Genomic DNA, 20,300 nt, shown 5'->3' with positions numbered 1-20,300 from the left:
ACGACGTTAGGGGCCCTCTCGAAGAGTTAACAAGACGTTGACGCGTGAGCAATACGAGCAAAACCCCAGGTCAACGCGGTGGTGTTACAGGGAGGGCTACGGCGTGCGCTACGGGGAGAGCTACGGGGACGGGGTCACCGTCACCGGAATGGCGTTCAGCACGGCCGTACCGGACAGCGGGTCGAGCAGCGTGCCGTCCAGCAGCTGGTTCACATTGGCACCCGGGTGGGCGGCGGCGACCGCCATCCGGGTCCCGGGGCGGCTGTGGCCCCAGCCGTGCGGAAGGCTCACCACTCCGCTGCGTACGGTGTCCGTGATCTCGGCGGGGGCCTCGATCCCGCCGCCCGCCGACTCGATCCGTACGGTGGCCCCGTCCACGAGCCCGAGCCGGGCCGCGTCGTCGGGGTGGACCTGGAGGGTACAGACGTTGGAACCGCCGCTGAGCGAGACGACGTTGTGCATCCAGCTGTTGTTGGAACGCAGATGGCGGCGGCCGACGAGGACGAGCGGGGCGGGGCGGTCGCCCAGCGCCCGGCGCAGGCGCGGCAGGTCGGCGGCGATCGGAGCGGGGAGCAGTTCGATGCGGCCGGAGCGGGTGCGCAGGATCTCCGGGACGCGCGGCTTCAGCGGGCCGAGGTCGATGCCGTGCGGGTGGGCGAGGAGCCGCTCCAGCGTCAGCCCGTACGGGCCGAGCCGCAGCATGAGGTCGAGGCGGCGTTCGGGGCCACTGCGGCCGGTGAGCTCGTCGGCCAGCTCCTTCGGGGCGCCCGCCTTGGTGATCGCGGTGGCGATGGCCAGGTCGTCGACGGCGGAGGGCGGGGCGCCGTGCATGCCGCTCACCGCGAGGATCAGCCGGGCGTGGATCTCGCTCTCGTCCATCCGCCCGTCCTCCAGGGGGATGGGGGCGCGGGTGTAGCGGACCTGGTTGTGCACGGCGAAGGAGTTGAACGCGAAGTCGAAGTGGGCGCTCTGCGAGGGGGGCGGCGGGGGCAGGACGACGTCCGCGTGGCGGGAGGTCTCGTTGAGGTACGGGTCGACGCTGACCATGAAGTCGAGGTGCCCGGCGAGCGCCGCGTCCAGCCGGTCGCCGTCGGGCGCGGAGAGGACGGGGTTGGCGGCGAGCACGATCAGGGCGCGGATGCGGCCCTCGCCCGGGGTCTCGATCTCCTCGGCCAGGGCGGCGCTGGGAAGTTCGCCCTTGGCCTCGGGGTGGCCGGAGACCCGGGACGTCCAGCGGCCCAGCGCGAAGCCCTTGCCGGGGGCGGCTCCGCGCGGTGCGCGGGCCGTCGCGGAGAGCGGGAACAGCGCGCCGCCGGGGCGGTCGAGGTTGCCGGTGAGGATGTTGAGGACGTCGACCAGCCAGCTGGCGAGCGTGCCGTGCTCCACGGTGCAGCTGCCGATCCGCCCGTACACGGCGGCGGTCGGAGCCGCGGCCAGCTCGCGGGCGAGCGCGGTGATGGTGGCCGCGTCCACATCGCAGGCGGCGGCGACCGCGTCCGGGGTGAAGTCGGCGAGGGCGAAGGCGAGTTCATCCGCCCCTTCCAGGTGCTCGGCGAGCACACCGGGGTCGGTGAGCTTCTCCTCCAGCAGGACGTGGGCCATCGCGGCGAGCAACAACGCATCCGCTCCCGGCCGGATCGCCACATGCCGGTCGGCGAGGCGGGCGGTCCGGGTGCGGCGCGGGTCGATGACGGTGAGGGTGCCGCCGCGCCGCCGCAGCGCCCTGAGCCGGCCGGGGAAGTCGGGGGCGGTACAGAGGCTGCCGTTGGACTCCAGCGGGTTGGCGCCGATCAGGAGGAGGTGGTCGGTGCGGTCGAGATCCGGTACGGGGATGGCGTTGGCGTCCCCGAAGAGCAGCCCGCTGGAGACGTGTTTGGGCATCTGGTCCAGGGTGCTGGCCGTGAAGACGTTGCGGGTACGGAGGGCGGCGAGGAGCAGGGGCGGATAGAGGGAGCCCGCCATGGTGTGGACGTTGGGGTTGCCGAGGACGACGCCGACGGCCTGCGGACCGTGGGCCTCGACGAGGGCCGGTACGCGGGCGGCGATCCGGTCGAACGCCTCGTCCCAGGTCGCCTCCCGCAGCTCCCCGTCCTCCCCGCGCACGAGCGGGACGCGCAGCCGGTCGGGGTCGGCGTCCAGGCCGCCGAAGGACGCCCCCTTGGGGCAGATGAAGCCCCGGCTGAAGATGTCGTCGCGGTCGCCGCGCGCACCGGTGACGGTGGCCCCCTCGATGGTGAGGGTGAGGCCGCAGGTGGCTTCGCAGAGGGGGCAGATACGCGGTGCGGTACGGGATGCGTGGGACATGGGCCCTCCCCGGGGCGACGGCGGTGGCAGCACTCGGACGGCACCGCGAGCATACCGACCGGTAGGCATGTCGGGGAGGGGGTCGACGGCGGGCACGTGACGCCCGCCGCCGCGAGGCCCCCGGCGCCCTCAGTCCAGGATCTGCGCGAGGTACGCCCGTACCAGCGTCCGGGTCTCGGCGACGATCGCCGGGTCACCCGACGGGTCCGTACGGAAGGCGAGCTGGAGCAGCGCGTCCGCCGCCTCGACGCTCACCAGGATGGCCCGCAGCAGCTCCGGGCCGGGATGGCGGCCGAGGTGTCCGGCGAGGAGGTCGGTGAGCCGGCCCGCGAGGCGGCGGTTGGCGTCGTCCGACGCGTCCTCGGCGGGCGACGGGGGCCCGAAGTCGACCAGGGCGAAGCCGGGCACGGTCCGCTTCATCGCCAGGTACTCGTCCAGCACCGCGTCGATCGCCCCGCGCCAGTCGTCGGCGGGGAGGGAGCCGAGCCGGGCGGTGATGCGCTCGGCGTAGAGGTCCAGATTGCGCAGCGCCAGGGCGTCGACCAGGGCCCGCTTGTTGGAGAAGAAGCGGTAGACGGAGCCGATGGGCACCTCGGCGCGCAACGCGACGTCACGGGTGGAGAGCTGCTCGTAGCCGGTCTCGTCGAGCAGTCCGGCGCAGGCGTCGAGTATCCGGGCGAGCCGGTCGGCGCTGCGCTGCTGTACGGGGGCGCGGCGGAGGTTCGGGTTCGGGTGGGGCACGGGACCCATGATGCCGTGCACGTCCCGGGCGCCCTCCGCAAGCCCCTCGGAAGCCACTTCACACCCCCGGAAGCCACTCCACGCCCTCCGGATGCCACCCCACGCTCCGGGATCGGCGCCCGGACCCCCCGAATGGCGTGATCCAGGCCGTTGACGCGCCCGCCTCCTATTCCTACGGTGTCCCATAGGATTCGTTGTCCGGCGGATCCAAGGGCTTCACGGTCACCGGGAGTGCGGGATGAGCGGCATCGAGCAGGCGAGGAAGACGGCGGAGGGACTGGCGTACTCCTCCGGTTTCGGCAACGAACACAGCTCGGAGGCGGTGCCGGGGGCCCTGCCGCACGGCCGTAACTCCCCCCAGCGCGCCCCCCTCGGCCTCTACGCGGAGCAGCTGAGCGGCTCCGCCTTCACCGAGCCCCGCGCCGACAACCGCCGCTCCTGGCTCTACCGGATCCGCCCCTCCGCCGTACACCCGGCCTTCACCCGGACCGACAACGGCGATCTGCGCACCGCGCCCTTCACCGAGAGCGTGCCGGACCCGAACCGGCTCCGCTGGAACCCGCTCCCCGAGCCGGCGCCCGGCACGGACTTCGTCAGCGGGCTGTGGACCCTGGGCGGCAACGGTGACGCCGCTCAGCGCACGGGTATGGCGGTGCACCTCTACCACGCCAACTCCTCCATGACCGACCGGGTGTTCAGCGACTCGGACGGTGAACTGCTGATCGTCCCGGTCCACGGCGGGCTGCTGCTCCGCACCGAACTGGGCCTGCTGCGCGCCGAACCGGGCCACGTCGCGCTGATCCCGCGCGGTGTCCGCTTCCGGGTGGAGCTGCTGGAGGAGACCGCGCGCGGGTACGTCTGTGAGAACTACGGCCGCCCGTTCGTGCTCCCGGACCTCGGGCCGATCGGCGCCAACGGGCTGGCGCACGCCCGGGACTTCCTGGCCCCCGTCGCCGCGTACGAGGACGAGGACCGGCCGGTGGAGGTGGTCAACAAGTTCTGCGGGAACCTCTGGTCGGCGACGTACGACCACTCACCGCTCGACGTGGTCGCCTGGCACGGGAACCACACGCCGTACGTCTACGACCTGCACCGGTTCAACGTCATCGGGTCGATCAGCTACGACCACCCCGACCCGTCGATCTTCACGGTGCTGACCTCGCCGTCCGACACCCCCGGCCTGGCCGGTGTCGACTTCGTGGTCTTCGCGCCGCGCTGGCTGGTCGGCGAGGACACGTTCCGGCCGCCGTACTTCCACCGGAACGTGATGAGCGAGTACATGGGACTGATCGACGGCGCGTACGACGCGAAGGCGGACGGCTTCGTCCCCGGGGGCGGCTCGCTGCACAACATGATGTCGGCGCACGGACCGGACCGGGAGACCTTCGTCCGGGCGAGCGCGGCGGAGCTGAAGCCGCAGAAGATCGACGACGGCCTGGCCTTCATGTTCGAGACCCGCTGGCCGATCATCGCGACCCCGCAGGCGGCCGGAGCCGGCCATCTGCAGCGCGGTTACGACGACGTGTGGCAGGGTCTGAGCCGCAACTTCCGGCCGTAGCGAGCCGCTGCGGAGACGGGCGGGGAGACGGGCCGGGCGGCCGGAGGGGCCCGGAGGGACGGGACGGGGACGACGACATGACAGAGAGCCATGAGACGACGACCGAGGCGAGGGCTGCCGGGGCAGGGACGGCCGGGGACGCGGCGGAGCGGGCGGGGGTGAGCTCCGCCGGCCGGGCGCACCCGCCCGCCTTCGCCCCCGACTCGCTCGTCCTCAACCGGAAGCTGCCGCTCTGGTACCAGGTCTCCCAGTCCCTGCGGGCCTCCATACTCGGCCGCCCCCAGGACGCCTCCCTCCGGCTGCCCACCGAGGAACAGCTCGCCGGGCACTACGGGGTCAGCGTGCTCACGATGCGCCAGGCGCTGAAGGAGCTGGAGACGGAGGGGCTGATCAGCCGGCACCGGCGGCGCGGCACGTTCATCGAGCCGCGCGCCCGGCGGGTCTCCCCGGTCCGGCTGCTGGGCTCGGTCGACGCGATCGTCGCCCAGCAGTCCGGGGAGGCGACGACGGTTCTCGGCCACGGGGCGGTGCCGGTGCCGGGTGACCTCGCGGAGTTCTTCCCGGACTGCGGCGAGGTCGTCAGCTACCGGCGGCTGCGCCGTGACGGCGAGAGCGACGAGCCGACCAACTGGGCGGAGAACGCGGTACGCCCCGACATCGCCGCCCGGATCGACGTGGCCGACCTCGAACGCTGGCCGATGACCAAGGTGCTGCGTGACGGCGTCGGGGTCAGGATCTCCCGGATCACCGACACGGTGGAGGCCCGGCTCGCCGACCCGGTCACCGCCGAGCTCCTCCAGGTCCCGCTGCTCAGCCCGATCCTGCACTACACGGGCGTGACGTACGACGATGAGGGCCGCGTCGTGGATGTGGCCCGGATCCGCTACCGGGGCGACCGGTTCTCGTTCTCGGTGACGGTGGAGGCCCACTGACCCGGCCCCACGGGAAGACCGCCCGCCGTTACGATGCGAACGGTCACGGCGGACAGGGGAGGGACGGCTCGGTGGCAGCGCGCAGGACCGCAGCGGCGGCGACGGCGACGACGGCGGCCGGATCGGGCGAGGACTCGACGTCCCTGGAGCTGGACGAGCTGATGCCCTGGTCGGTCCGGCCGCTGAGAACCGGACGCTCCTGGGTGAGCGGCCCCGACCCCGCCGCCCTCCGGGCCCGTTGGGAGCGGCTGGCCGCCGCCGAGGGCCCCGAGCAGGAGCGGCTGTTCCGCCCGAGCCGCTCCCGTACGCCGCACACCCCGGTCGCCGCACTGCCCGGCCGGTCCACGTCCGGTGCCGGTGCCGCCGCCGGCACCGGACGCTTCGCCCGCGAACCGGGTGCCTGCCCCGACCCCGTACGCATCCTGCACGGCCCGTTCGACGAGCAGTGGCTGCTCCCCGACCACCGGTTGATCGACGCGGCCCGCCCGGAGCTGTGGCGGGTCGGCGACGAGCGGCAGCTCTTCGCGGTCGAGCACGGTTACGTGCCCCAGGCCGCCGCCGGGCCCGCCCTGTCGGTGACCCACCTGCTCCCCGACGGCCACTCCCCCGCCGGGCGGCCGGGCCGGATCCGGCCGCTGTACCGGCGGCCCGGCGCCACCGACCCCAACCTGGCACCGGGGTTGCTGGACGTGGTGCGTACGCGGCTGGGGCCTCAGGAGGCCGGCCCCGAGTCCGTGCTGGCCTGGATCCTGGCCGCCGCCCTGCCCTCCCCGTCCGGCTGCCGGGTCCCGCTGCCCGCCGACGCCGAGGTGTGGGCGGCCGGGGTGGAGCTCGGCCGGGAGCTGGTGCGGGTGCAGCTGCGGGGCGCCCGGGGCGGGGAGCGGCCCCGGCTGCCGGGCGGGCGCAGGCCCTATGTGCGGGCGGCGCTCCCGGCCCGGCCCACGGGGATCGTGTACGACGCGGAGGCCGAGGCCCTGGTCATCGGCGATGGCCGGATCTCGCCGGTGCCCGCGGGGGCCTGGGAGTTCACGGTGAGCGGTGTACGGGTGCTGGAGCTCTGGTTCGGCCGCCGGGCGGCGGCGGCGGTGGGCGCGGTTCCCGAGGGCGGGATTCCCGAGGGCGCGGAGGCGGACGGGCTGGAGGTGGTCGGGGCGCGCGGGTGGACCCCGGAGTGGACCTCGGAGCTGCTGGAGCTCATCACCGTACTGGCGCTCCTGGACGGGCTGCGGCCCCGGCAGGAGGCGTTGCGGGCCCGGCTGGAGCGGGCGCCCCTGATCTCCCGGGACGAGCTGCGGGCGGCGGGGGTGCTGCCGGTCCCGGCGTCCCTCCGGCGGCCCGCCTCGGTCCTCGGCCACCAGGAGGAGGGGCCGGAGGGGCAGTTCGCGCTGCTGTGAGGGCGGGCGGCCTTCCTGGGCCTCCCGGTGAGGGCCGGAGGTGGCGAAAGGGCCGGTCGGCAGGGTAAGCACGGCCCATGAGCACTCAGCCCCTCCCCCTGGACGGCATCACCGTGGTGGCCGTCGAACAGGCGGTCGCCGCCCCCTTCGCCACCCGCCAGCTCGCCGACCTCGGCGCCAGGGTCATCAAGGTGGAGCGCCCCGACGGCGGCGACTTCGCGCGCGGTTACGACACGGCGGCCCGCGGTCTCGCCTCGCATTTCGTCTGGTGCAACCGGGGCAAGGAGTCCCTGGCGGTCGATCTGAAGGACCCGCGCGGCCTGGCGGTGGTGCGGGAACTCGTCGCCGGGGCCGATGTGTTCGTACAGAACCTCGCCCAGGGCGCGGCGGCCCGGCTCGGGCTGGACGCCGCCACGCTCTGTGCGGCCCACCCGCGGCTGGTGGCCGTGGACATCTCCGGCTACGGGGAGAGCGGACCGTACGCGCACAAGCGGGCCTACGACATGCTCGTGCAGTGCGAGGCGGGCCTGGTCTCCGTGACCGGGACGGCCGAGCAGCCGGTGAAGGCGGGCATTCCGGCGGCGGACATCGCGGCGGCCATGTACGCGTTCTCCGGGGTGCTGGCGGCGCTGCTGCGGCGCGGGACGACCGGGCGCGGCGGGCCGGTGCAGGTCTCCATGCTGGACGCGCTGGCCGAGTGGATGGGGCACCCGCTGCACCAGGGGATGCACGGGGCCCCTCCCCCGCCGCGTACCGGGCTCGCGCACTCGGTGATCGCGCCGTACGACGCGTACGGCACGGCCGACGGTGAGCAGGTGCTGCTCTCCGTGCAGAACGACCGGGAGTGGCGGCGGCTCGCCGAACAGGTGCTCGTACGAGCTGAGTTGGCCGACGATCCGGACTTCGCGACGAACACCGCGCGGACGGCCAACCGGAAGCGGACCGACGAGGTGGTGGGGCGGGCGCTGGCGCGGCTGACGGGTCAGGAGGCGCTGGACGCGCTGGAGGCGGCGGGGATCGCCTGCGCCCGGCTGAACACGGTGGCCGATGTGGCGGCGCATCCGCAGCTGGCGGCGCGGGACCGGTGGCGGGAAGTGGAGTCACCGGTCGGGCCGTTGCGGGCGCTGCTGCCGCCGATCACGCTGCCGGGCGGCCCGGAACCTTCGATGGGTGCCGTACCGGCGCTGGGTGAGCACACCGATGCGCTGCTGCGAGCCCTGGGGATGACGGACGAGCAGACATCGGCGCTGCGCCGGGACGGAGTGATCGGCTGAGCCACCCCGAGCGGTGGGGTGGACCGAGCGTCAGGGCCGCCCCGGATGTCGGGCCGGCCCGGTGATCGACGTGCGTCGGTCAGTGGCGGCTGCCGAAGAGCGAACGCCGCAGTCGCCGCAGCGGGGCGAAGAGCGACACACGGGCGCTCCTGCTCCGGCGGGTGTGCGCGGCATCACGCGAGGTCAGCTCCCGCATCAGCAGCGTCGCTTCCGCCGACTCGCGCTGCGGGACGACAGGGCCGCCGAGCACCGCGAGATGGCGGTCGAGGCGCGTACTGGTCGCACCGCTTCCGCAGGTGATGGCAGGCACCCGAGGCCTGCTCCGCACCGTTATCTGTTCCATGTCACTCCCCACCCGTACGAGGGCACCCGGTCCGGGCAGGTTAACCCTATCGCCCCACGGTGACACACGGGTATCCCGCCTACGGGACCAGCACACCTATACGGAGGTTGACGACCAGTTACCGAATCCGCCCGATTCCAGGGCGAGTTCGGACAGTTCGGATGGGCTGTTCGACGGAGCGGGAGGCCCCGGCGGCCGGGACCTCCCGCTCGACTCGCAGATTCGTCGCGCAACTCGCTTGTCAGGCAGCCGACTTGAAGACCGGCAGATAGCCGCCGGACTGTCCGGCGGCGGTGGGGTGGTAGGACTCACCGATGTTGAGCCAGTTCACGCTGTGCAACCACGAGTTGCCCGAGCAGATCTCGTGCCCGGTGAAGGTCGTCCTGACATCACCGAAGGTGAAGCCGTGGTCGGCGGCGCGCTTGGCGGTGGCGGTGTTCAGGTGGTCGGACGCGCCGTTGATGGCGGCGCGCTCCTTCTCGCTGAGGCCGGCCACGCAGTTGCCGCCGAGTTGGTAGAAGCGGGGGTAGCCGAGGACGACGACGCGGGCGGAGGGGGCCTTGGCCTTGATGGCGGAGTACACGGAGTCGAGGCGGCCGGGCAGGGTCGAGTCGACGTAGGCGCGGGCGGTGGCGATGCGGTTGAGGCAGGTGGCCTCGGACTGGAGGACACAGGTCGTCATGACGTCGGCGAAGCCCGCGTCATTGCCGCCGATGGAGATCGAGACGAGGTCGGTGGAGGCGTTGAGCGGTCCGAGCTGACCGCTCGTGACGTCGTTGGTCCTGGCGCCGGAGCAGGCGGTGAAGGCGAAGCTGGAGGGGGAGTTGGCGTTGGCCCAGAGCCGGGGGAAGGCGCGGGTGCTGCGCTTGCAGTCGCCGCTGGAGCTCTCGTAGCTGCCGGCACCGACGCCGGAGGAGTACGAGTCGCCGAGGGCGACGTAGTCGACGGCCTGGGCGGAGGAGTCGGCGTTCGCGATCCCCGCACCGGTGAGGGCGAGGGCGGCACCGAGCAGGAGTGAGGACGAGAACGCCACGAGTCTGGACATTTTCATGGGGGGACTCCTTGAGCAGGGGTAACTGCGTTACTCCGTAGTAGCAGCGCACCCGGCTCACTGGAAGTGTTCATGCCAAAAATAAGTGGTGAGTGCTTCCGTCCGCCGCCAGGAGTTCAACGCGCGCGCCTTGACGCGCCGGTGTGGGGTGTGGCCCGGGCTGATGAAACCTGGGTGCGTGGGGTGGTCCCGTGCCGGATCATGGGCGCCATGTCTGCCAACCCCGAGTCCGCTCTGCCGATCCGGCTCACCGTCGACGACAGCGACTCCCCCTCCGACGTCGTCGACGCGCTCTTCCTCGGCCGCTTCGCGACGGGCGAGCAGCCGTACTCCCACAGCTCCTCCCTCGACCGGGTCAAGGCCGGCGCGACCCTGCTGCCCCCTCACGCCTCGGTGCTGCGGTCCGCCCGCGACGACGACCGCAGCGCAACCCTGGCCGAGGGCGACGGCTGGACGCTGTTGATCTCGCGGTGGAACCGGGGTGCGGACGTCACGGTCACCGCGACCAGCGCCGAGCTGGCGGAGAAGGTCCTCGGGCAGGCGACCGACGGCGCCCAGGACGAACCGGAGCCGCAGCCCGACAACGTGACCATGGGCTTCTGGTACGTTTCCCCGCGCCGCGGCCCGTACCGCACCACCCGGCAGATCACCGCCGGCACCTGGGGCGAGGTCCGCCCCAACTACACCGCCCCGGTGGCCGACGCCATGGACCGGCTGATGAAGGTCACCCCGGACGACATCGCGGGCCGGCTGCTCCTGCTGCACGGGCCGCCCGGCACCGGCAAGACGTCCGCGCTGCGCACGCTGGCGCGCTCCTGGCGGGACTGGTGCCAGGTCGACTGCGTGCTGGACCCGGAGCGGCTCTTCAACGACGTCGGCTATCTGATGGACATCGCGATCGGTGAGGACGACGGCACGGCGAAGGGCCGGTGGCGGCTGCTGCTCCTGGAGGACTGCGACGAGCTGATCCGGGGCGAGGCCAAGCACACCGCGGGCCAGGCGCTGTCCCGGCTGCTGAACCTGACGGACGGTCTGCTCGGCCAGGGCCGGAACGTGCTGGTGGGCGTCACCACCAACGAGGACCTGGAGCGGCTGCACCCGGCGGTCGTCCGGCCGGGACGCTGCCTGGCCCGGATCGAGGTGGGCCCGCTGACCCGCAGCGAGTCGGTGGCCTGGCTGGGCACGGAGGAGGGCGTGAGCCGGGAGGGCAGCTCGCTCGCGGAGCTGTACGCGCTGCGCCGGGGGACCGGCCCCGCGTCGGTGCCGAAGCAGGACGCGGGGGCGGACGCGGGGCTGTATTTGTAGGCGGTACGGGCCCTGTAGGCGGTACGGGATCTGCAGGCGGTACGAGGACGGGCGGCGGGCTCAGTCCCCATACGCGGCCCGCACCGCGTCCTTGGCCAGGGCCAGGGCCTGTTGCCGGGTGAGGCCGAGCCGCTCGGCGGTCTCGGCGTACAGCTGGGCGGCGGTCGCCGCCTTCTGCTCGGCCGCTCCCCCGGCGGCGGCGACGAAGGTCCCGTTGCGCCCCCGGGTCTCGATGACCCCGTCGGCCTCCAGCGCGCGGTAGGCCTTGGCCACGGTGTTGGCGGCGAGGCCCAGCTCCTCGGCGAAGCCGCGTACGGTCGGGAGCCGGTGACCTACCGGGAGCGCACCGGAACGGGCCTGTTCGGAGAGCTGGGTGCGCAGTTGCTCGTACGGGGCGATGCCGGAGTCCGGGTCCAGAACGATCTTCTCAGCGGGGGGCTTCTCAGTCACCGGCCGATTGTCCCCCACGTGTGGCCCCACGGCGGGAAAAAGAGGAGGCGGTCGCGGCGGGGCCGCGCGTAACCTCCGCCGCATGACTGTGATTGTGCGCGATTTCCGGCCGTCCGACGCGGAGGCGTGGACCCGCGTCCGGCGGATGTCGGTCCCCTACATGGTGTCCACTCCCGAGCAGGTGACCCACGATCTGGCCCATGCCCATCCGGACCGGCACTTCCGGCTGCTGGTGGCCGAGCGGGACGGCGAGATCATCGGCACCGCGCAGGCAGGGATCGCCCACGAGGGCACGGAGCCGGGTCAGGGGTTCTGCACCCCGCACGTGCTCCCCGGCCACACCGGCCATGGGGCGGGCTCGCTGCTGCTGAGCACGGCGGAGGAGCATCTGGCGCAGGCGGGGGCCACGGTCGTGCACGCCTGGGTGCTGGACACACCCAAGAGCCTGGAGTTCGCCCGTGGCCGGGGCTACCGGCCGGGACGCTCCGCCCACTTCCAGCGCCTGGACCTGGCGGGCGGCGCCCTGCCGCCGCTCCAGGAGGTCCCGGCGGGCGTGGAGCTGAGACCGGGGTCCGACTTCGCCGACGATCCCCGGCCGCTCTTCGACGTGGACGCCCAGGTGACACGCGACGAGCCGACCGACATCCCCACCGAGCTGGACGACTACGAGGACTGGCTGGCGAACGTCTGGCGCCACCCGACGTTCGACGCCGCTCTGACGACGGTGGCGCTGGTGGACGGCCGGGTGGCGGCGTTCAGCGCGGCCGGCACCGACGGGGACCGGACGTACTCCAGCAACATGACCGGCACCCTGCCGGCGTTCCGGGGGCGGGGTCTGGCCAAGCTGGCGAAGAACGACTCACTGCACCGGGCGCGGGCGGCCGGATACACGGACGCCTACACCGCCAACGACACGGGCAACGGCCCGATGCTCGCCATCAACAAGTGGTTCGGCTACACGGTCTGCGCCACGGAGGTCCGCCATGCCCGCACCCTCGGCTGAGCCCCGCGCGCCCCGGTCCAAGGGCGTGGTCGTGGTCCTGACCAAGGCGGGCCGCACCAAGATCAGGTATCCGGCGGAGCTGGTCCGGGACGACGGCACCCGGGTCACCGTCCGGGCGCCGTGGGCCGCGCCCGGGGTGCGGGACTTCGGCTTCGTCCGGTTCGAGCCGGGCGATGTGTTCACCGAGCACTACTGGCGGGACCGGTGGTTCGCGGTGAAGGAGGTCCGCACGGGAGAGGGCGAGCTGAAGGGCTGGTACTGCGACATCACGCGGCCGGCGATCCTGGCCGACGGGGTGCTGGCGGTCGAGGACCTGGACCTGGACCTCTGGGTGTCGGCGGACGGCTCCTCCGTACTGCGGCTGGACGAGGACGAGTTCGAGGCCAGCGGCCTGGCCGCGCGCGACCCCGAAGCGGCCGGAGCGGCGGCCGAGGCCCTGGACGAGCTGGAGCGGCTGGCCCGGGCGGAGGGGCTGACGGCCCTGCTGGCATGACCGGCCCGGGTTTCAGGGCAGCGGCCCCGACCCCACGACCAGCTCCACCTCGTACCCCGCCTCGTCCTCCAGATAAGCGGCGCGGAGGCCGTCACCTCCGGCGTACGGATGGCGCTCGGGGTGGAGCAGCCGCCAGCCGTACGCGGGTGCCTCGGCCGTCAGGGCGTCCAGCGTGGCCCGGTCCGCGACATGGAACGCCAGGTGGTTGAGGCCGGGGCGGCGGCGGTCATGGTGGTCGGCGGAGAGGTCGGGTGACTGCTCGACGACCACGTAACTCTCGCCGCGCCGCCAACTGCGGCCGCTCGCCCAGCGCTGGTACGGGAGATGGCCCAGCCGGGTCAGCAGCCACCCCCAACGCCGCTCCGCCCCCGCCAGCTCCGGCACCCACAGCTCGATGTGGTGCACCCGGCCGGTCCGCTCGGCGGCGGGCTCCAGTGCCACGGCGCGGCGCGGGCCGTCCGGCCGGTGGGCGATCGGGTCGCCGTCCTCGTGCCAGTGGATCATGAAGTGCTCGCCCGCCCGGTAACCGTCCAGGCCGGCACGGCAGTACGCGACCATATCGTCCGGCAGGGCGTCCAGCGGGAACCAGTCCAGCTCGGAGCACTTCTCCGGCTCCGCGTTGTGCGGCGGGTGCTCCGCGTCGTACTCCGCGACGAAGAACCAGCCCATCCGCGCCCCGCCACCGGGCCCCCGGTGCTGCATCACGAGGGCGACCCGCACCTCGTCCGGATCCAGGACGACACCGATCTCCTCGGCGGCCTCCCGGATCATCGCCTCGCGGACGTCCTCCCCGTCCTCCGCGTGGCCGGAGGGCATGTGCAGCAACCCGTCCGCGTAGCCGGTGTTGGCGCGGCGGGCGAGCAGCACGTCCGGGCCCCGGCGCAGGATCAGGTGGACGTCGACGACCTCCGTGTGCCGGTGGGGCGGCTCGGCCCGGGCCACCAGCGCATACCGCTCGTCGTCCACCTCCTTGCCCCACAGCCGCGGGTCACCGGTCAGGTCCTCGTGGTGGACGCGCTCGGTGTGCGGGGTGAGCAGGGCGGTGGCCCGGGCGGCGGAGAGCCCGACACCGCCCCACACCCCTTCGATGAGGACGAGCCGCCCGCCAGGCTTCAGCAGCCCGAACCAGTGGGCCAGGGCGGCCGCCGGATCGGGCAGCAGCCAGACGACGTGCCGGGCCAGGATCACGTCGAACGCCCGCTCCCCCACCGGCGGCAGGCCCGCGTCCCCGACCAGGACCTCGGCGCCGGTCCCGGCGAGCTTGGCGCGGGCCAGCTCGGCCATCCGGGGCGAGCGGTCGACGGCGGTGACCCGGTGGCCCTGGCCTGCGGCGAGCAGGGAGAGGCTCCCCGTACCGCATCCCAGGTCCAGCACGTCACCGCGGCGGGCGGGCAGCCAGCTCTCCAGCCGCCCGGCCCACGCGTCGCGCACCGCCGGGTCGAGAAGCCCGTGGTCGGGCTCCTCGTCGAAGGAGCCGGCCGCCGCGTCCCAGTCGATCGTCGTCATGCCGTCGATACTCTCAGCCACCACTGACAGTGCCGGTTCCGTCGCTCTCCTTCCGGCCGCCCCGCCCTCGTACGACGACCAGTCGGCGGACCAGCGGCCAGGCCAGGATCAGCACCACGATCGCGTAGACGGTGACGGAGAACGGGGTGTTGACCAGCCCGGTCACGCTGCCGTCGCTGATCTGGAGCGCGCGCCGCAACTGCTGTTCGGCGGCCGGGCCGAGGATCACGCCGATGACGGCGGGGAGGACCGGCAGTCCGTAGCGCCGCATCCCGAGCCCGATCAGGCCGATGACCAGGAGGATCACCAGGTCCAGGGCCTCCCCGCCGACCGCGTACGCGCCGACGGCGGCGAAGAAGAGGATGCCCGCGTAGAGGTAGGGGCGCGGGATCCGCAGGAGCTTGGCCCAGACGGGGGCGAGCGGCAGGTTGAGGGTGAGCAGCAGCACCATCCCGACGAAGAGCGAGGCGATGAGGCCCCAGACCAGCTCGGGTTCGCGCTCGAACAGCAGGGGCCCGGGCTGGATCCCGTACTGCTGGAAGGCGGCGAGCATCACGGCGGCGACGGCGGTGGTGGGCAGGCCGAGGGTGAGCATGGAGACGAGGGTTCCGGCGGCGGAGGCGGAGGCCGCCGACTCAGGTCCCGCGACGCCTTCGATGGCCCCCTTGCCGAACTGGCCGCGGTGCTTGGAGAGCCGCTTCTCGGTGACGTAACTGAGGAAGGTGGGGATCTCCGCGCCGCCCGCCGGTATCGCCCCGAACGGGAAGCCGATGAGCGGGCCGCGCAGCCAGGGCTTCCAGGTGCGGCGGAGGTCGTCCCGGCCGAGCCAGGGGCGGCCGACGGGGATGGCCTCGCCGGTCGTGCGCCGCAGGTGGGCGGCGACCCAGAGGGCCTCGCCGATCGCGAAGAGGCCGACCGCGACGATCACCACGTCGACTCCGTCGGCGAGTTGGAGCGAGCCGAAGGTGAGGCGCTGCTGCCCGGTCATCTGGTCGAGGCCGACGAGTCCGATGGTCAGACCGATGAGCAGGGAGGCAAGGCCGCGGATGCGGGAGGCGCCGAGGACGGAGGTGACGGCGATGAAGGCCAGCACCATGATCGCGAAGTAGTCGGGCGCGCCGATGCCGATGGCGAGGGAGGCGACGGTCGGGGCGAGGACGACCAGCAGGATCGTGCCGATCATGCCGCCCGCGAAGTGGCCGATCGCGGCGGCGGCCAGCGCCTGGGCGCCGCGTCCGGCCTTCGCCATCGGGTTGCCCTCGATCGCGGCGACCACGGCGGCGCTCTCGCCGGGGGTGTTGAGGAGGATCGAGGTGGTGGAGCCGCCGAACATCGCGCCGTAGTAGATCCCGGCGAACATGATGAACGCGCCGGTCGGGTCGAGTCCGTACGTCACCGGGAGCAGCAGCGCCACAGCCATGGCGGGTCCGATGCCGGGCAGCACGCCGATCGCGGTGCCGAGCAGGACGCCGAGGGCGGCCCAGAGCAGGTTGGCCGGCGTCAGCGCCGTACCGAACCCGTCGATGAGGGAGTTGAGGGAGTCCATCGGTCAGATCACTCCCATCAGCGGGCCGCCCGGGAGGGGGACGCCGAGCAGGTTGTCGAAGAGGAAGTAGGTGGCGAGGGAGAGGACGGCGGCGATGAGGGGATCGCGGTCGTGGTGGCGGCTGCCGAGGGCGTAGGCGGAGCCCCAGAAGAGCAGCGCCCCGGCGATCGGGAAGCCGAGCGGGCCGATCAGGACGGCGGTGGCGAGGAAGACACCGCTGAGGAGGAGGACGGTGCGCCAGTCGGCGGGTTCGTCGAGGTCGACGTCCTCACCGCCTTCGGCTTCGCCGCGCCCGCCGCGCAGGACGTCGACGGCGAGGAGGACGGCGACCAGGAGGAGCGCGGAGCCGACGACGAAGGGGACGGTACGGGGGCCGATGGGGCCGCGCTGGGCGATGTCGACGCTCATGGTGAGGGCGTCGGTGAGGACGAGGGCGCCGATGGCCAGGAGAAGGGCGCAGACGCCGAGTTCGGAGTGGTCGCGCAGCCAGGAGTGGGTGGTGGTGTCCTGCTTCGGGGCGGGCTCCCGGGTGGGGCCTTCGGATGCGGCAGGCCCTGTGGGCTCGGTCGGTCCTATGGGCCCTGTGGGCTCGGCCGGTTCCGTGGGCCGGGTGGGCTCGGCCGGGCCCGTGGGCCCTGTCGGTTCGGTGGTCACAGCCCCAGCTCCTTCAGCACGGTGGCGACGCGCCGGTCCTGTTCGGCGAGGAAGGCCCCGAAGGGCTCCCCGGCGAGGAAGGCGTCGTCCCAGCCGTTCTTCTTCATCGACTCCTTCCACTCCTTCGAGGCGTGCAGCTTGGTGATCAGCCCCGTGAGCTTGGTTCGTTCGGCATCCGAGAGCCCGGGCGGGGCGACGATGCCGCGCCAGTTGGTGAACTCGGTGTCGAGGCCGGCTTCGCGCAGGGTGGGCGCGTCCATGCCGGGGACCCGCTTCGGGCCGGTGACGGCGAGCAGCCGCAGCTCGCCCGCCTCGATCTGGTCGCGGTACTCGCCGAGGCCGGAGACACCGAAGCCGACCTTGTTGCCGAGGACGGAGGCGAGCAGCTCGCCGCCGCCGTCGAACGGGACGTAGTTGACCGCCTTGGGGGCGATCCCGGCGGCCTGCGCCATGAGCATGGGGGCGAGGTGGTCGGGCCCGCCGGGCGAAGATCCACCGCCGACGGGCACGGCGGCCGGGTTCTTCTTCCAGGCGGCGAGAAGCTCACCGATGGTGCGGTACGGGGAGTCCTTGCCGACAACCACGATGTCCGGCTCCTCGGTGAGCCGGGCGATGGGCGTGGTGTCGGCGAGGGTGCTCGGGGACTTGTTGGTGTGGACGGCACCGACGACGCCGAGGCCCATGGAGAGGGCGAGCTTGCCGTTGCCGTGTTCGCCGACGAGCCGGGTCAGGCCGACCGTGCCGCCGGCTCCGGGGAGGTTGAACACCTCGATGTTGTGGGTGAGCCCGGCGTCCTCGGCGTTCTTGGCCATGGTGCGGGCGGTGATGTCGTAGCCGCCGCCCGGGGTGTTGGGGACCATGAAGCGGAGCCCGGGAATCTGGGTGCCGGTATCGGAGCCGTCGCCTGTGGCGAGCAGGGGTGGCCCCACCAGCACGAGCAGTGCGGCTCCGAGCAGGGCGAGGGGAGTGCGCAGTCGCACGGGTTCCGCCTTTCGCTGTGAAGTGGCCCACATGTTGCCCGCGCGTTAACAACCTGTCTCTCTTCCGGAATCAACGGACGTTGTGGTCGTTGCGGTCGCGGCTTAGCGTGTCCGGCGTGACGACGGTGCTGGTGGTGGACGACGACTTCATGGTCGCGAAATTGCACAGCCGCTACGTGTCCGCAATGGACGGTTTCACGGTGGCCGGTGTGGCACACAACGGCGCCGAAGCCCTGCGGGCGGCCGAGCGGCTGCGCCCGGACCTGGTGCTGCTGGACATCTACCTGCCCGACATGGACGGGATCGACGTCCTGCGCGCCCTGCGCGCGGCGGAGGAACGGGACGCCTCACGCCCCAGCACGGACGCCCTGTTCATCACGGCGGCCAGGGACGCGGGGGTGATCCGGTCGGCGCTGCGGGCCGGCGCCCTCCATTACCTGATCAAGCCGTTCAACCGCTCGGCCCTCCAGGAGCAGCTGCGCCATGTGGCCGCGCTCCGCACCCGCCTGGACGAGCTGGGCGAGGCGCGCCAGGAGGACGTGGACCAGATCTTCGGCACCCGCCCGCCCGGCTCCCGCGAACTCCCCAAGGGCCTGGCCGCCCCCACGGCCGACCTGGTGGAACGCACCCTGCGCGCCCGCCCCGAGGGCCTGTCCGCCACGGAGTGCGCGGAGGCGGGCGCCCTGTCCCGGGTGAGCGCACGCCGCTACCTGGAACACTTCGCGGGGACGGGCCGGGCGGAGGTGACGCTGCGCTACGGGGGGACGGGGCGGCCGGAGCGGCGGTACCGGTGGATCGGGTGAGGGCGCGGCGGGTTCCGTCCGGCGACTGGGGCTACGGTGGGCGGGTTCGCGTCCGACGACTGCGGCTAGCGCGCCGGGCGGGCCGCGTCGTCGGGGACGTAACGCAGGTCGGGGTGGGCCGGTTCGAACCGGGGAGTGCCCGGAGGAAGGACCGGGCGCAGAGCATCGAAGACTCCGCGGAGGACCTCGTCCGTGTACTCGGCGGGCGTCCGGCTCGCCTGGAGCACCACCCCGCCCGCCCGGAGCGGGTGCACCGCGTGGAAGGCTCCGGTGGCGGCCAGGGCGTCGGGCCCGCCGAGCCGCCGTGACAGCTCCTCAGGGCACACAGTGGTCCAGGAGTAGCCGCGCAACAGCGTTCGGGCCTCCCGCACCGAATCCCGTACCCGTCGGCCCAGCACCCAGTCCAGGTTGGTCTCCTCCGAGGCCGGGGCATCGGCGCCCAGCCAGGCGAAAGCGGGGTTCACCGTGTCCAGCGCGGCGACGAGGAACTTCACCAGGCCGGAGCAGAAGTCGGGGTCGTCGAGCCCGCCACGGTCCGCACCGAACATGAGCTGCGCCTGGGCGTTGGGGCGGCGGACCCTGATGGAGGAGCTGCGCACGTGGACGAGCGGCCTCCCCAGGTACTCGCGCATGAAGAGCAGGTGCGCCGTCTCCGGCTCACGCAGCAGCTCCTCGCGCATGGCCTCCCGCTCCGCGGCCAGCGGGTGGAACTCCCGGCTCGGGGCCCGCTCGTCCGCCCGGATGCTCGCCGAGAAGAAGGCCGTGCCCTGGCTCTCCTCCTCCAGCCGGCCACGCAGGGGGTGGGCGAGGGCGGCGCCGAACCAGGAGGCGAGGGCGTTTCCCACCCCGCCCCTGGTGTGGACATCGAACGTCGCGATGGCCCGCAGGCTCACGGCGCGCTCCTTTCTCAGATGATCGCCAGCATCCCGCATCAGGAGGACTGCGCTCTCCGGCTCTTCACTTCAGCCCCCAACGTCCTCCCTCCATCAGAGGCTCGCGGTATCTCTGAGCAGGTGAAAGCTTGTCTTGGCATCCACTCAGGCGAGCCCGCCCTGACAGACTCCCCAGAACTGTCGGAGTGAGCCTTTACCGTGGCGACATGACACTGACGCACGACAACCCCGCAGCTCGCCTCAGAGACGTGCTCCTGGCTGTGCACAGAGCGTTCCCGAACAGCCGAGCGCAGGAACCGATCTCCTCCTGGCAGGCTTTCGCACAGGTTCTGGAAGTTGAGCAACACACCTCTGCAGGACTCCAAGCGATCGCGGGCGTCGCCCACTTGCCCGATCTTGTAGTCGAGAGCATCCGCGCCCTGAACGAGGAGCCCGAGGAAGAAGCGCATCTGCTACTTCACCTCGATGGATTGCAAGCTGCTATGACTGGCCTGGTCGCCCGTAAGAGCCTCTACCAGGTCTTCGCCACCTTCGCGCCGGGCGGAGAAGTTCCCAGGAGTGCAGCCATGCACAGCTTGGCAAGCGCCGCACGTGTTCTTCACAGGGCTGACCCGCTACATGCTATGTCGGACGAGGACGTTGCTCGCCTCGAAGTGCTGATCGTCGACCTGATGGACGAGGTCAACGCAGCAAAGCTGCCACCCCGCGCAAACTTCCTCCTGCTGCAGCACCTACACGCCCTGTTGCAAGCTGTGCATCTGGTGCGCATTTACGGGCGCGGCGGAGTGGAAGGCGCGTTCGACGCCTTTCTGGGCGCCGTTGTACGTCGGCCCGAAACTGCAGAGCCCCTCCACGAGGCCAACCTTCTGGACCGCTTCAAGGACTGGGTTTCGACAGTCAACGGGATCATCAGTGTGGGCACAGGCGCCGCTGGCCTCGGGCAACAAGTGATGAGGATGCTGGGCTCGTGAACATGGGGAGCAAGCCGATCAAGCGACGGCCCTCCGACTAGACCTCTTCCGCTCCTCGGCCTAAGGCGGCACCTGTAGGCAAGTGCACCTTACGGGCAC

General features: G+C 72.5%; 19 protein-coding genes. 9 read left to right on the top strand and 10 right to left on the bottom strand.

What is annotated here, in order from left to right; all coding sequences use genetic code 11:
• Positions 1–120: 120 nt before the first annotated feature.
• Both R2B67_RS30060 and R2B67_RS30055 read right to left on the bottom strand, forming a co-directional pair.
• Positions 121–2,304 carry a molybdopterin-dependent oxidoreductase gene (locus tag R2B67_RS30060; RefSeq protein ID WP_317822400.1) on the bottom strand — a complete coding sequence of 728 codons (2,184 nt, stop codon included), beginning with the start codon at positions 2,302–2,304 and terminating at the stop codon, positions 121–123.
• Positions 2,305–2,433: 129 nt separating this feature from the next.
• Positions 2,434–3,054: a TetR/AcrR family transcriptional regulator gene (locus tag R2B67_RS30055; RefSeq protein WP_030570011.1), complete on the bottom strand. Its 621-nt coding sequence runs from the start codon at positions 3,052–3,054 to the stop codon at positions 2,434–2,436.
• Between the two features lie 229 nt (positions 3,055–3,283).
• On the opposite strand from R2B67_RS30055, the gene hmgA reads away from it, so the two are divergent.
• From hmgA to R2B67_RS30035, 4 genes are all read left to right on the top strand, one after another.
• The gene (hmgA, locus tag R2B67_RS30050) at positions 3,284–4,603 is read left to right on the top strand and encodes a homogentisate 1,2-dioxygenase (RefSeq protein WP_317822399.1); all 1,320 of its coding nucleotides are present in this window, start codon (positions 3,284–3,286) and stop codon (positions 4,601–4,603) included.
• A 77-nt stretch (positions 4,604–4,680) separates the two neighbouring features.
• Positions 4,681–5,535 carry a GntR family transcriptional regulator gene (locus tag R2B67_RS30045; protein ID WP_317822395.1) on the top strand — a complete coding sequence of 285 codons (855 nt, stop codon included), beginning with the start codon at positions 4,681–4,683 and terminating at the stop codon, positions 5,533–5,535.
• 71 nt (positions 5,536–5,606) lie between these two features.
• Positions 5,607–6,929: a type ISP restriction/modification enzyme gene (locus R2B67_RS30040; protein ID WP_317822394.1), complete on the top strand. Its 1,323-nt coding sequence runs from the start codon at positions 5,607–5,609 to the stop codon at positions 6,927–6,929.
• Between the two features lie 77 nt (positions 6,930–7,006).
• Complete coding sequence (locus R2B67_RS30035; RefSeq protein ID WP_317822392.1) at positions 7,007–8,203, top strand: CaiB/BaiF CoA transferase family protein; 1,197 nt, start codon at positions 7,007–7,009, stop codon at positions 8,201–8,203.
• Between the two features lie 79 nt (positions 8,204–8,282).
• Here the strand turns inward: R2B67_RS30035 and R2B67_RS30030 are convergent, their stop codons facing one another.
• Both R2B67_RS30030 and R2B67_RS30025 read right to left on the bottom strand, forming a co-directional pair.
• Complete coding sequence (locus tag R2B67_RS30030) at positions 8,283–8,546, bottom strand: hypothetical protein (RefSeq protein WP_026242095.1); 264 nt, start codon at positions 8,544–8,546, stop codon at positions 8,283–8,285.
• 241 nt (positions 8,547–8,787) lie between these two features.
• A complete protein-coding gene (locus R2B67_RS30025) occupies positions 8,788–9,597 on the bottom strand; it encodes an SGNH/GDSL hydrolase family protein (RefSeq protein ID WP_026242096.1) in 810 nt (269 codons plus the stop codon).
• A gap of 210 nt (positions 9,598–9,807) precedes the next feature.
• On the opposite strand from R2B67_RS30025, the gene R2B67_RS30020 reads away from it, so the two are divergent.
• Positions 9,808–10,902 carry a DUF5925 domain-containing protein gene (locus R2B67_RS30020; protein ID WP_317822390.1) on the top strand — a complete coding sequence of 365 codons (1,095 nt, stop codon included), beginning with the start codon at positions 9,808–9,810 and terminating at the stop codon, positions 10,900–10,902.
• 60 nt (positions 10,903–10,962) lie between these two features.
• Here the strand turns inward: R2B67_RS30020 and R2B67_RS30015 are convergent, their stop codons facing one another.
• The gene (locus R2B67_RS30015; RefSeq protein ID WP_317822388.1) at positions 10,963–11,352 is read right to left on the bottom strand and encodes a GntR family transcriptional regulator; all 390 of its coding nucleotides are present in this window, start codon (positions 11,350–11,352) and stop codon (positions 10,963–10,965) included.
• Positions 11,353–11,434: 82 nt separating this feature from the next.
• Here R2B67_RS30015 and R2B67_RS30010 point away from each other — a divergent pair, with 82 nt between their 5' ends.
• Together R2B67_RS30010 and R2B67_RS30005 are read left to right on the top strand one after the other, a co-directional pair.
• A complete protein-coding gene (locus tag R2B67_RS30010) occupies positions 11,435–12,355 on the top strand; it encodes a GNAT family N-acetyltransferase (RefSeq protein ID WP_317822386.1) in 921 nt (306 codons plus the stop codon).
• The gene (locus R2B67_RS30005) at positions 12,336–12,848 is read left to right on the top strand and encodes a ribonuclease FAU-1 family protein (RefSeq protein WP_317822384.1); all 513 of its coding nucleotides are present in this window, start codon (positions 12,336–12,338) and stop codon (positions 12,846–12,848) included. The genes R2B67_RS30010 and R2B67_RS30005 overlap by 20 nt, the downstream gene beginning before the upstream one ends.
• Positions 12,849–12,860: 12 nt before the next feature.
• Here the strand turns inward: R2B67_RS30005 and R2B67_RS30000 are convergent, their stop codons facing one another.
• From R2B67_RS30000 to R2B67_RS29985, 4 genes are read right to left on the bottom strand one after another with little or no spacing between them, the layout of a single operon-like run.
• Positions 12,861–14,354 (bottom strand): trifunctional class I SAM-dependent methyltransferase/NUDIX hydrolase/VOC family protein, encoded by a 1,494-nt coding sequence (locus R2B67_RS30000; protein WP_317824992.1) that lies wholly within the window; start codon positions 14,352–14,354, stop codon positions 12,861–12,863.
• Positions 14,355–14,367: 13 nt separating this feature from the next.
• Complete coding sequence (locus tag R2B67_RS29995) at positions 14,368–15,900, bottom strand: tripartite tricarboxylate transporter permease (RefSeq protein ID WP_317822382.1); 1,533 nt, start codon at positions 15,898–15,900, stop codon at positions 14,368–14,370.
• 3 nt (positions 15,901–15,903) lie between these two features.
• Complete coding sequence (locus tag R2B67_RS29990) at positions 15,904–16,554, bottom strand: tripartite tricarboxylate transporter TctB family protein (RefSeq protein WP_381074976.1); 651 nt, start codon at positions 16,552–16,554, stop codon at positions 15,904–15,906.
• The gene (locus tag R2B67_RS29985) at positions 16,551–17,534 is read right to left on the bottom strand and encodes a Bug family tripartite tricarboxylate transporter substrate binding protein (RefSeq protein ID WP_317822380.1); all 984 of its coding nucleotides are present in this window, start codon (positions 17,532–17,534) and stop codon (positions 16,551–16,553) included. The genes R2B67_RS29990 and R2B67_RS29985 overlap by 4 nt, the downstream gene beginning before the upstream one ends.
• A gap of 116 nt (positions 17,535–17,650) precedes the next feature.
• On the opposite strand from R2B67_RS29985, the gene R2B67_RS29980 reads away from it, so the two are divergent.
• Complete coding sequence (locus R2B67_RS29980; RefSeq protein ID WP_381048071.1) at positions 17,651–18,337, top strand: response regulator; 687 nt, start codon at positions 17,651–17,653, stop codon at positions 18,335–18,337.
• A 65-nt stretch (positions 18,338–18,402) separates the two neighbouring features.
• Here R2B67_RS29980 and R2B67_RS29975 read toward each other — a convergent pair whose 3' ends face one another.
• Positions 18,403–19,230, bottom strand: a complete 828-nt coding sequence (locus tag R2B67_RS29975; RefSeq protein ID WP_317822378.1) for a hypothetical protein — start codon at positions 19,228–19,230, stop codon at positions 18,403–18,405.
• A 206-nt stretch (positions 19,231–19,436) separates the two neighbouring features.
• On the opposite strand from R2B67_RS29975, the gene R2B67_RS29970 reads away from it, so the two are divergent.
• Positions 19,437–20,201: a hypothetical protein gene (locus R2B67_RS29970; RefSeq protein ID WP_317822376.1), complete on the top strand. Its 765-nt coding sequence runs from the start codon at positions 19,437–19,439 to the stop codon at positions 20,199–20,201.
• Positions 20,202–20,300 lie beyond the last annotated feature (99 nt).

The organism is Streptomyces cyaneofuscatus (assembly GCF_033109485.1).
GTDB classification, from domain to species: Bacteria; Actinomycetota; Actinomycetes; order Streptomycetales; family Streptomycetaceae; genus Streptomyces; species Streptomyces cyaneofuscatus.
This window is presented reverse-complemented; position numbering and strand designations above follow the sequence as displayed.

What these genes read in the sequence shown, in the direction of transcription:
- R2B67_RS29995 (WP_317822382.1), bottom strand. Translation starts at nt 15,900, where the DNA reads ATGGACTCCCTCAACTCCCTCATCGACGGGTTCGGTACGGCGCTGACG.
- R2B67_RS30020 (WP_317822390.1), top strand. Translation starts at nt 9,808, where the DNA reads ATGTCTGCCAACCCCGAGTCCGCTCTGCCGATCCGGCTCACCGTCGAC.
- R2B67_RS30010 (WP_317822386.1), top strand. Translation starts at nt 11,435, where the DNA reads ATGACTGTGATTGTGCGCGATTTCCGGCCGTCCGACGCGGAGGCGTGG.
- hmgA (WP_317822399.1), top strand. Translation starts at nt 3,284, where the DNA reads ATGAGCGGCATCGAGCAGGCGAGGAAGACGGCGGAGGGACTGGCGTAC.
- R2B67_RS30055 (WP_030570011.1), bottom strand. Translation starts at nt 3,054, where the DNA reads ATGGGTCCCGTGCCCCACCCGAACCCGAACCTCCGCCGCGCCCCCGTA.
- R2B67_RS30060 (WP_317822400.1), bottom strand. Translation starts at nt 2,304, where the DNA reads ATGTCCCACGCATCCCGTACCGCACCGCGTATCTGCCCCCTCTGCGAA.
- R2B67_RS30000 (WP_317824992.1), bottom strand. Translation starts at nt 14,354, where the DNA reads ATGACGACGATCGACTGGGACGCGGCGGCCGGCTCCTTCGACGAGGAG.
- R2B67_RS30025 (WP_026242096.1), bottom strand. Translation starts at nt 9,597, where the DNA reads ATGAAAATGTCCAGACTCGTGGCGTTCTCGTCCTCACTCCTGCTCGGT.
- R2B67_RS30030 (WP_026242095.1), bottom strand. Translation starts at nt 8,546, where the DNA reads ATGGAACAGATAACGGTGCGGAGCAGGCCTCGGGTGCCTGCCATCACC.
- R2B67_RS30045 (WP_317822395.1), top strand. Translation starts at nt 4,681, where the DNA reads ATGACAGAGAGCCATGAGACGACGACCGAGGCGAGGGCTGCCGGGGCA.
- R2B67_RS30035 (WP_317822392.1), top strand. Translation starts at nt 7,007, where the DNA reads ATGAGCACTCAGCCCCTCCCCCTGGACGGCATCACCGTGGTGGCCGTC.
- R2B67_RS30005 (WP_317822384.1), top strand. Translation starts at nt 12,336, where the DNA reads ATGCCCGCACCCTCGGCTGAGCCCCGCGCGCCCCGGTCCAAGGGCGTG.
- R2B67_RS29970 (WP_317822376.1), top strand. Translation starts at nt 19,437, where the DNA reads ATGACACTGACGCACGACAACCCCGCAGCTCGCCTCAGAGACGTGCTC.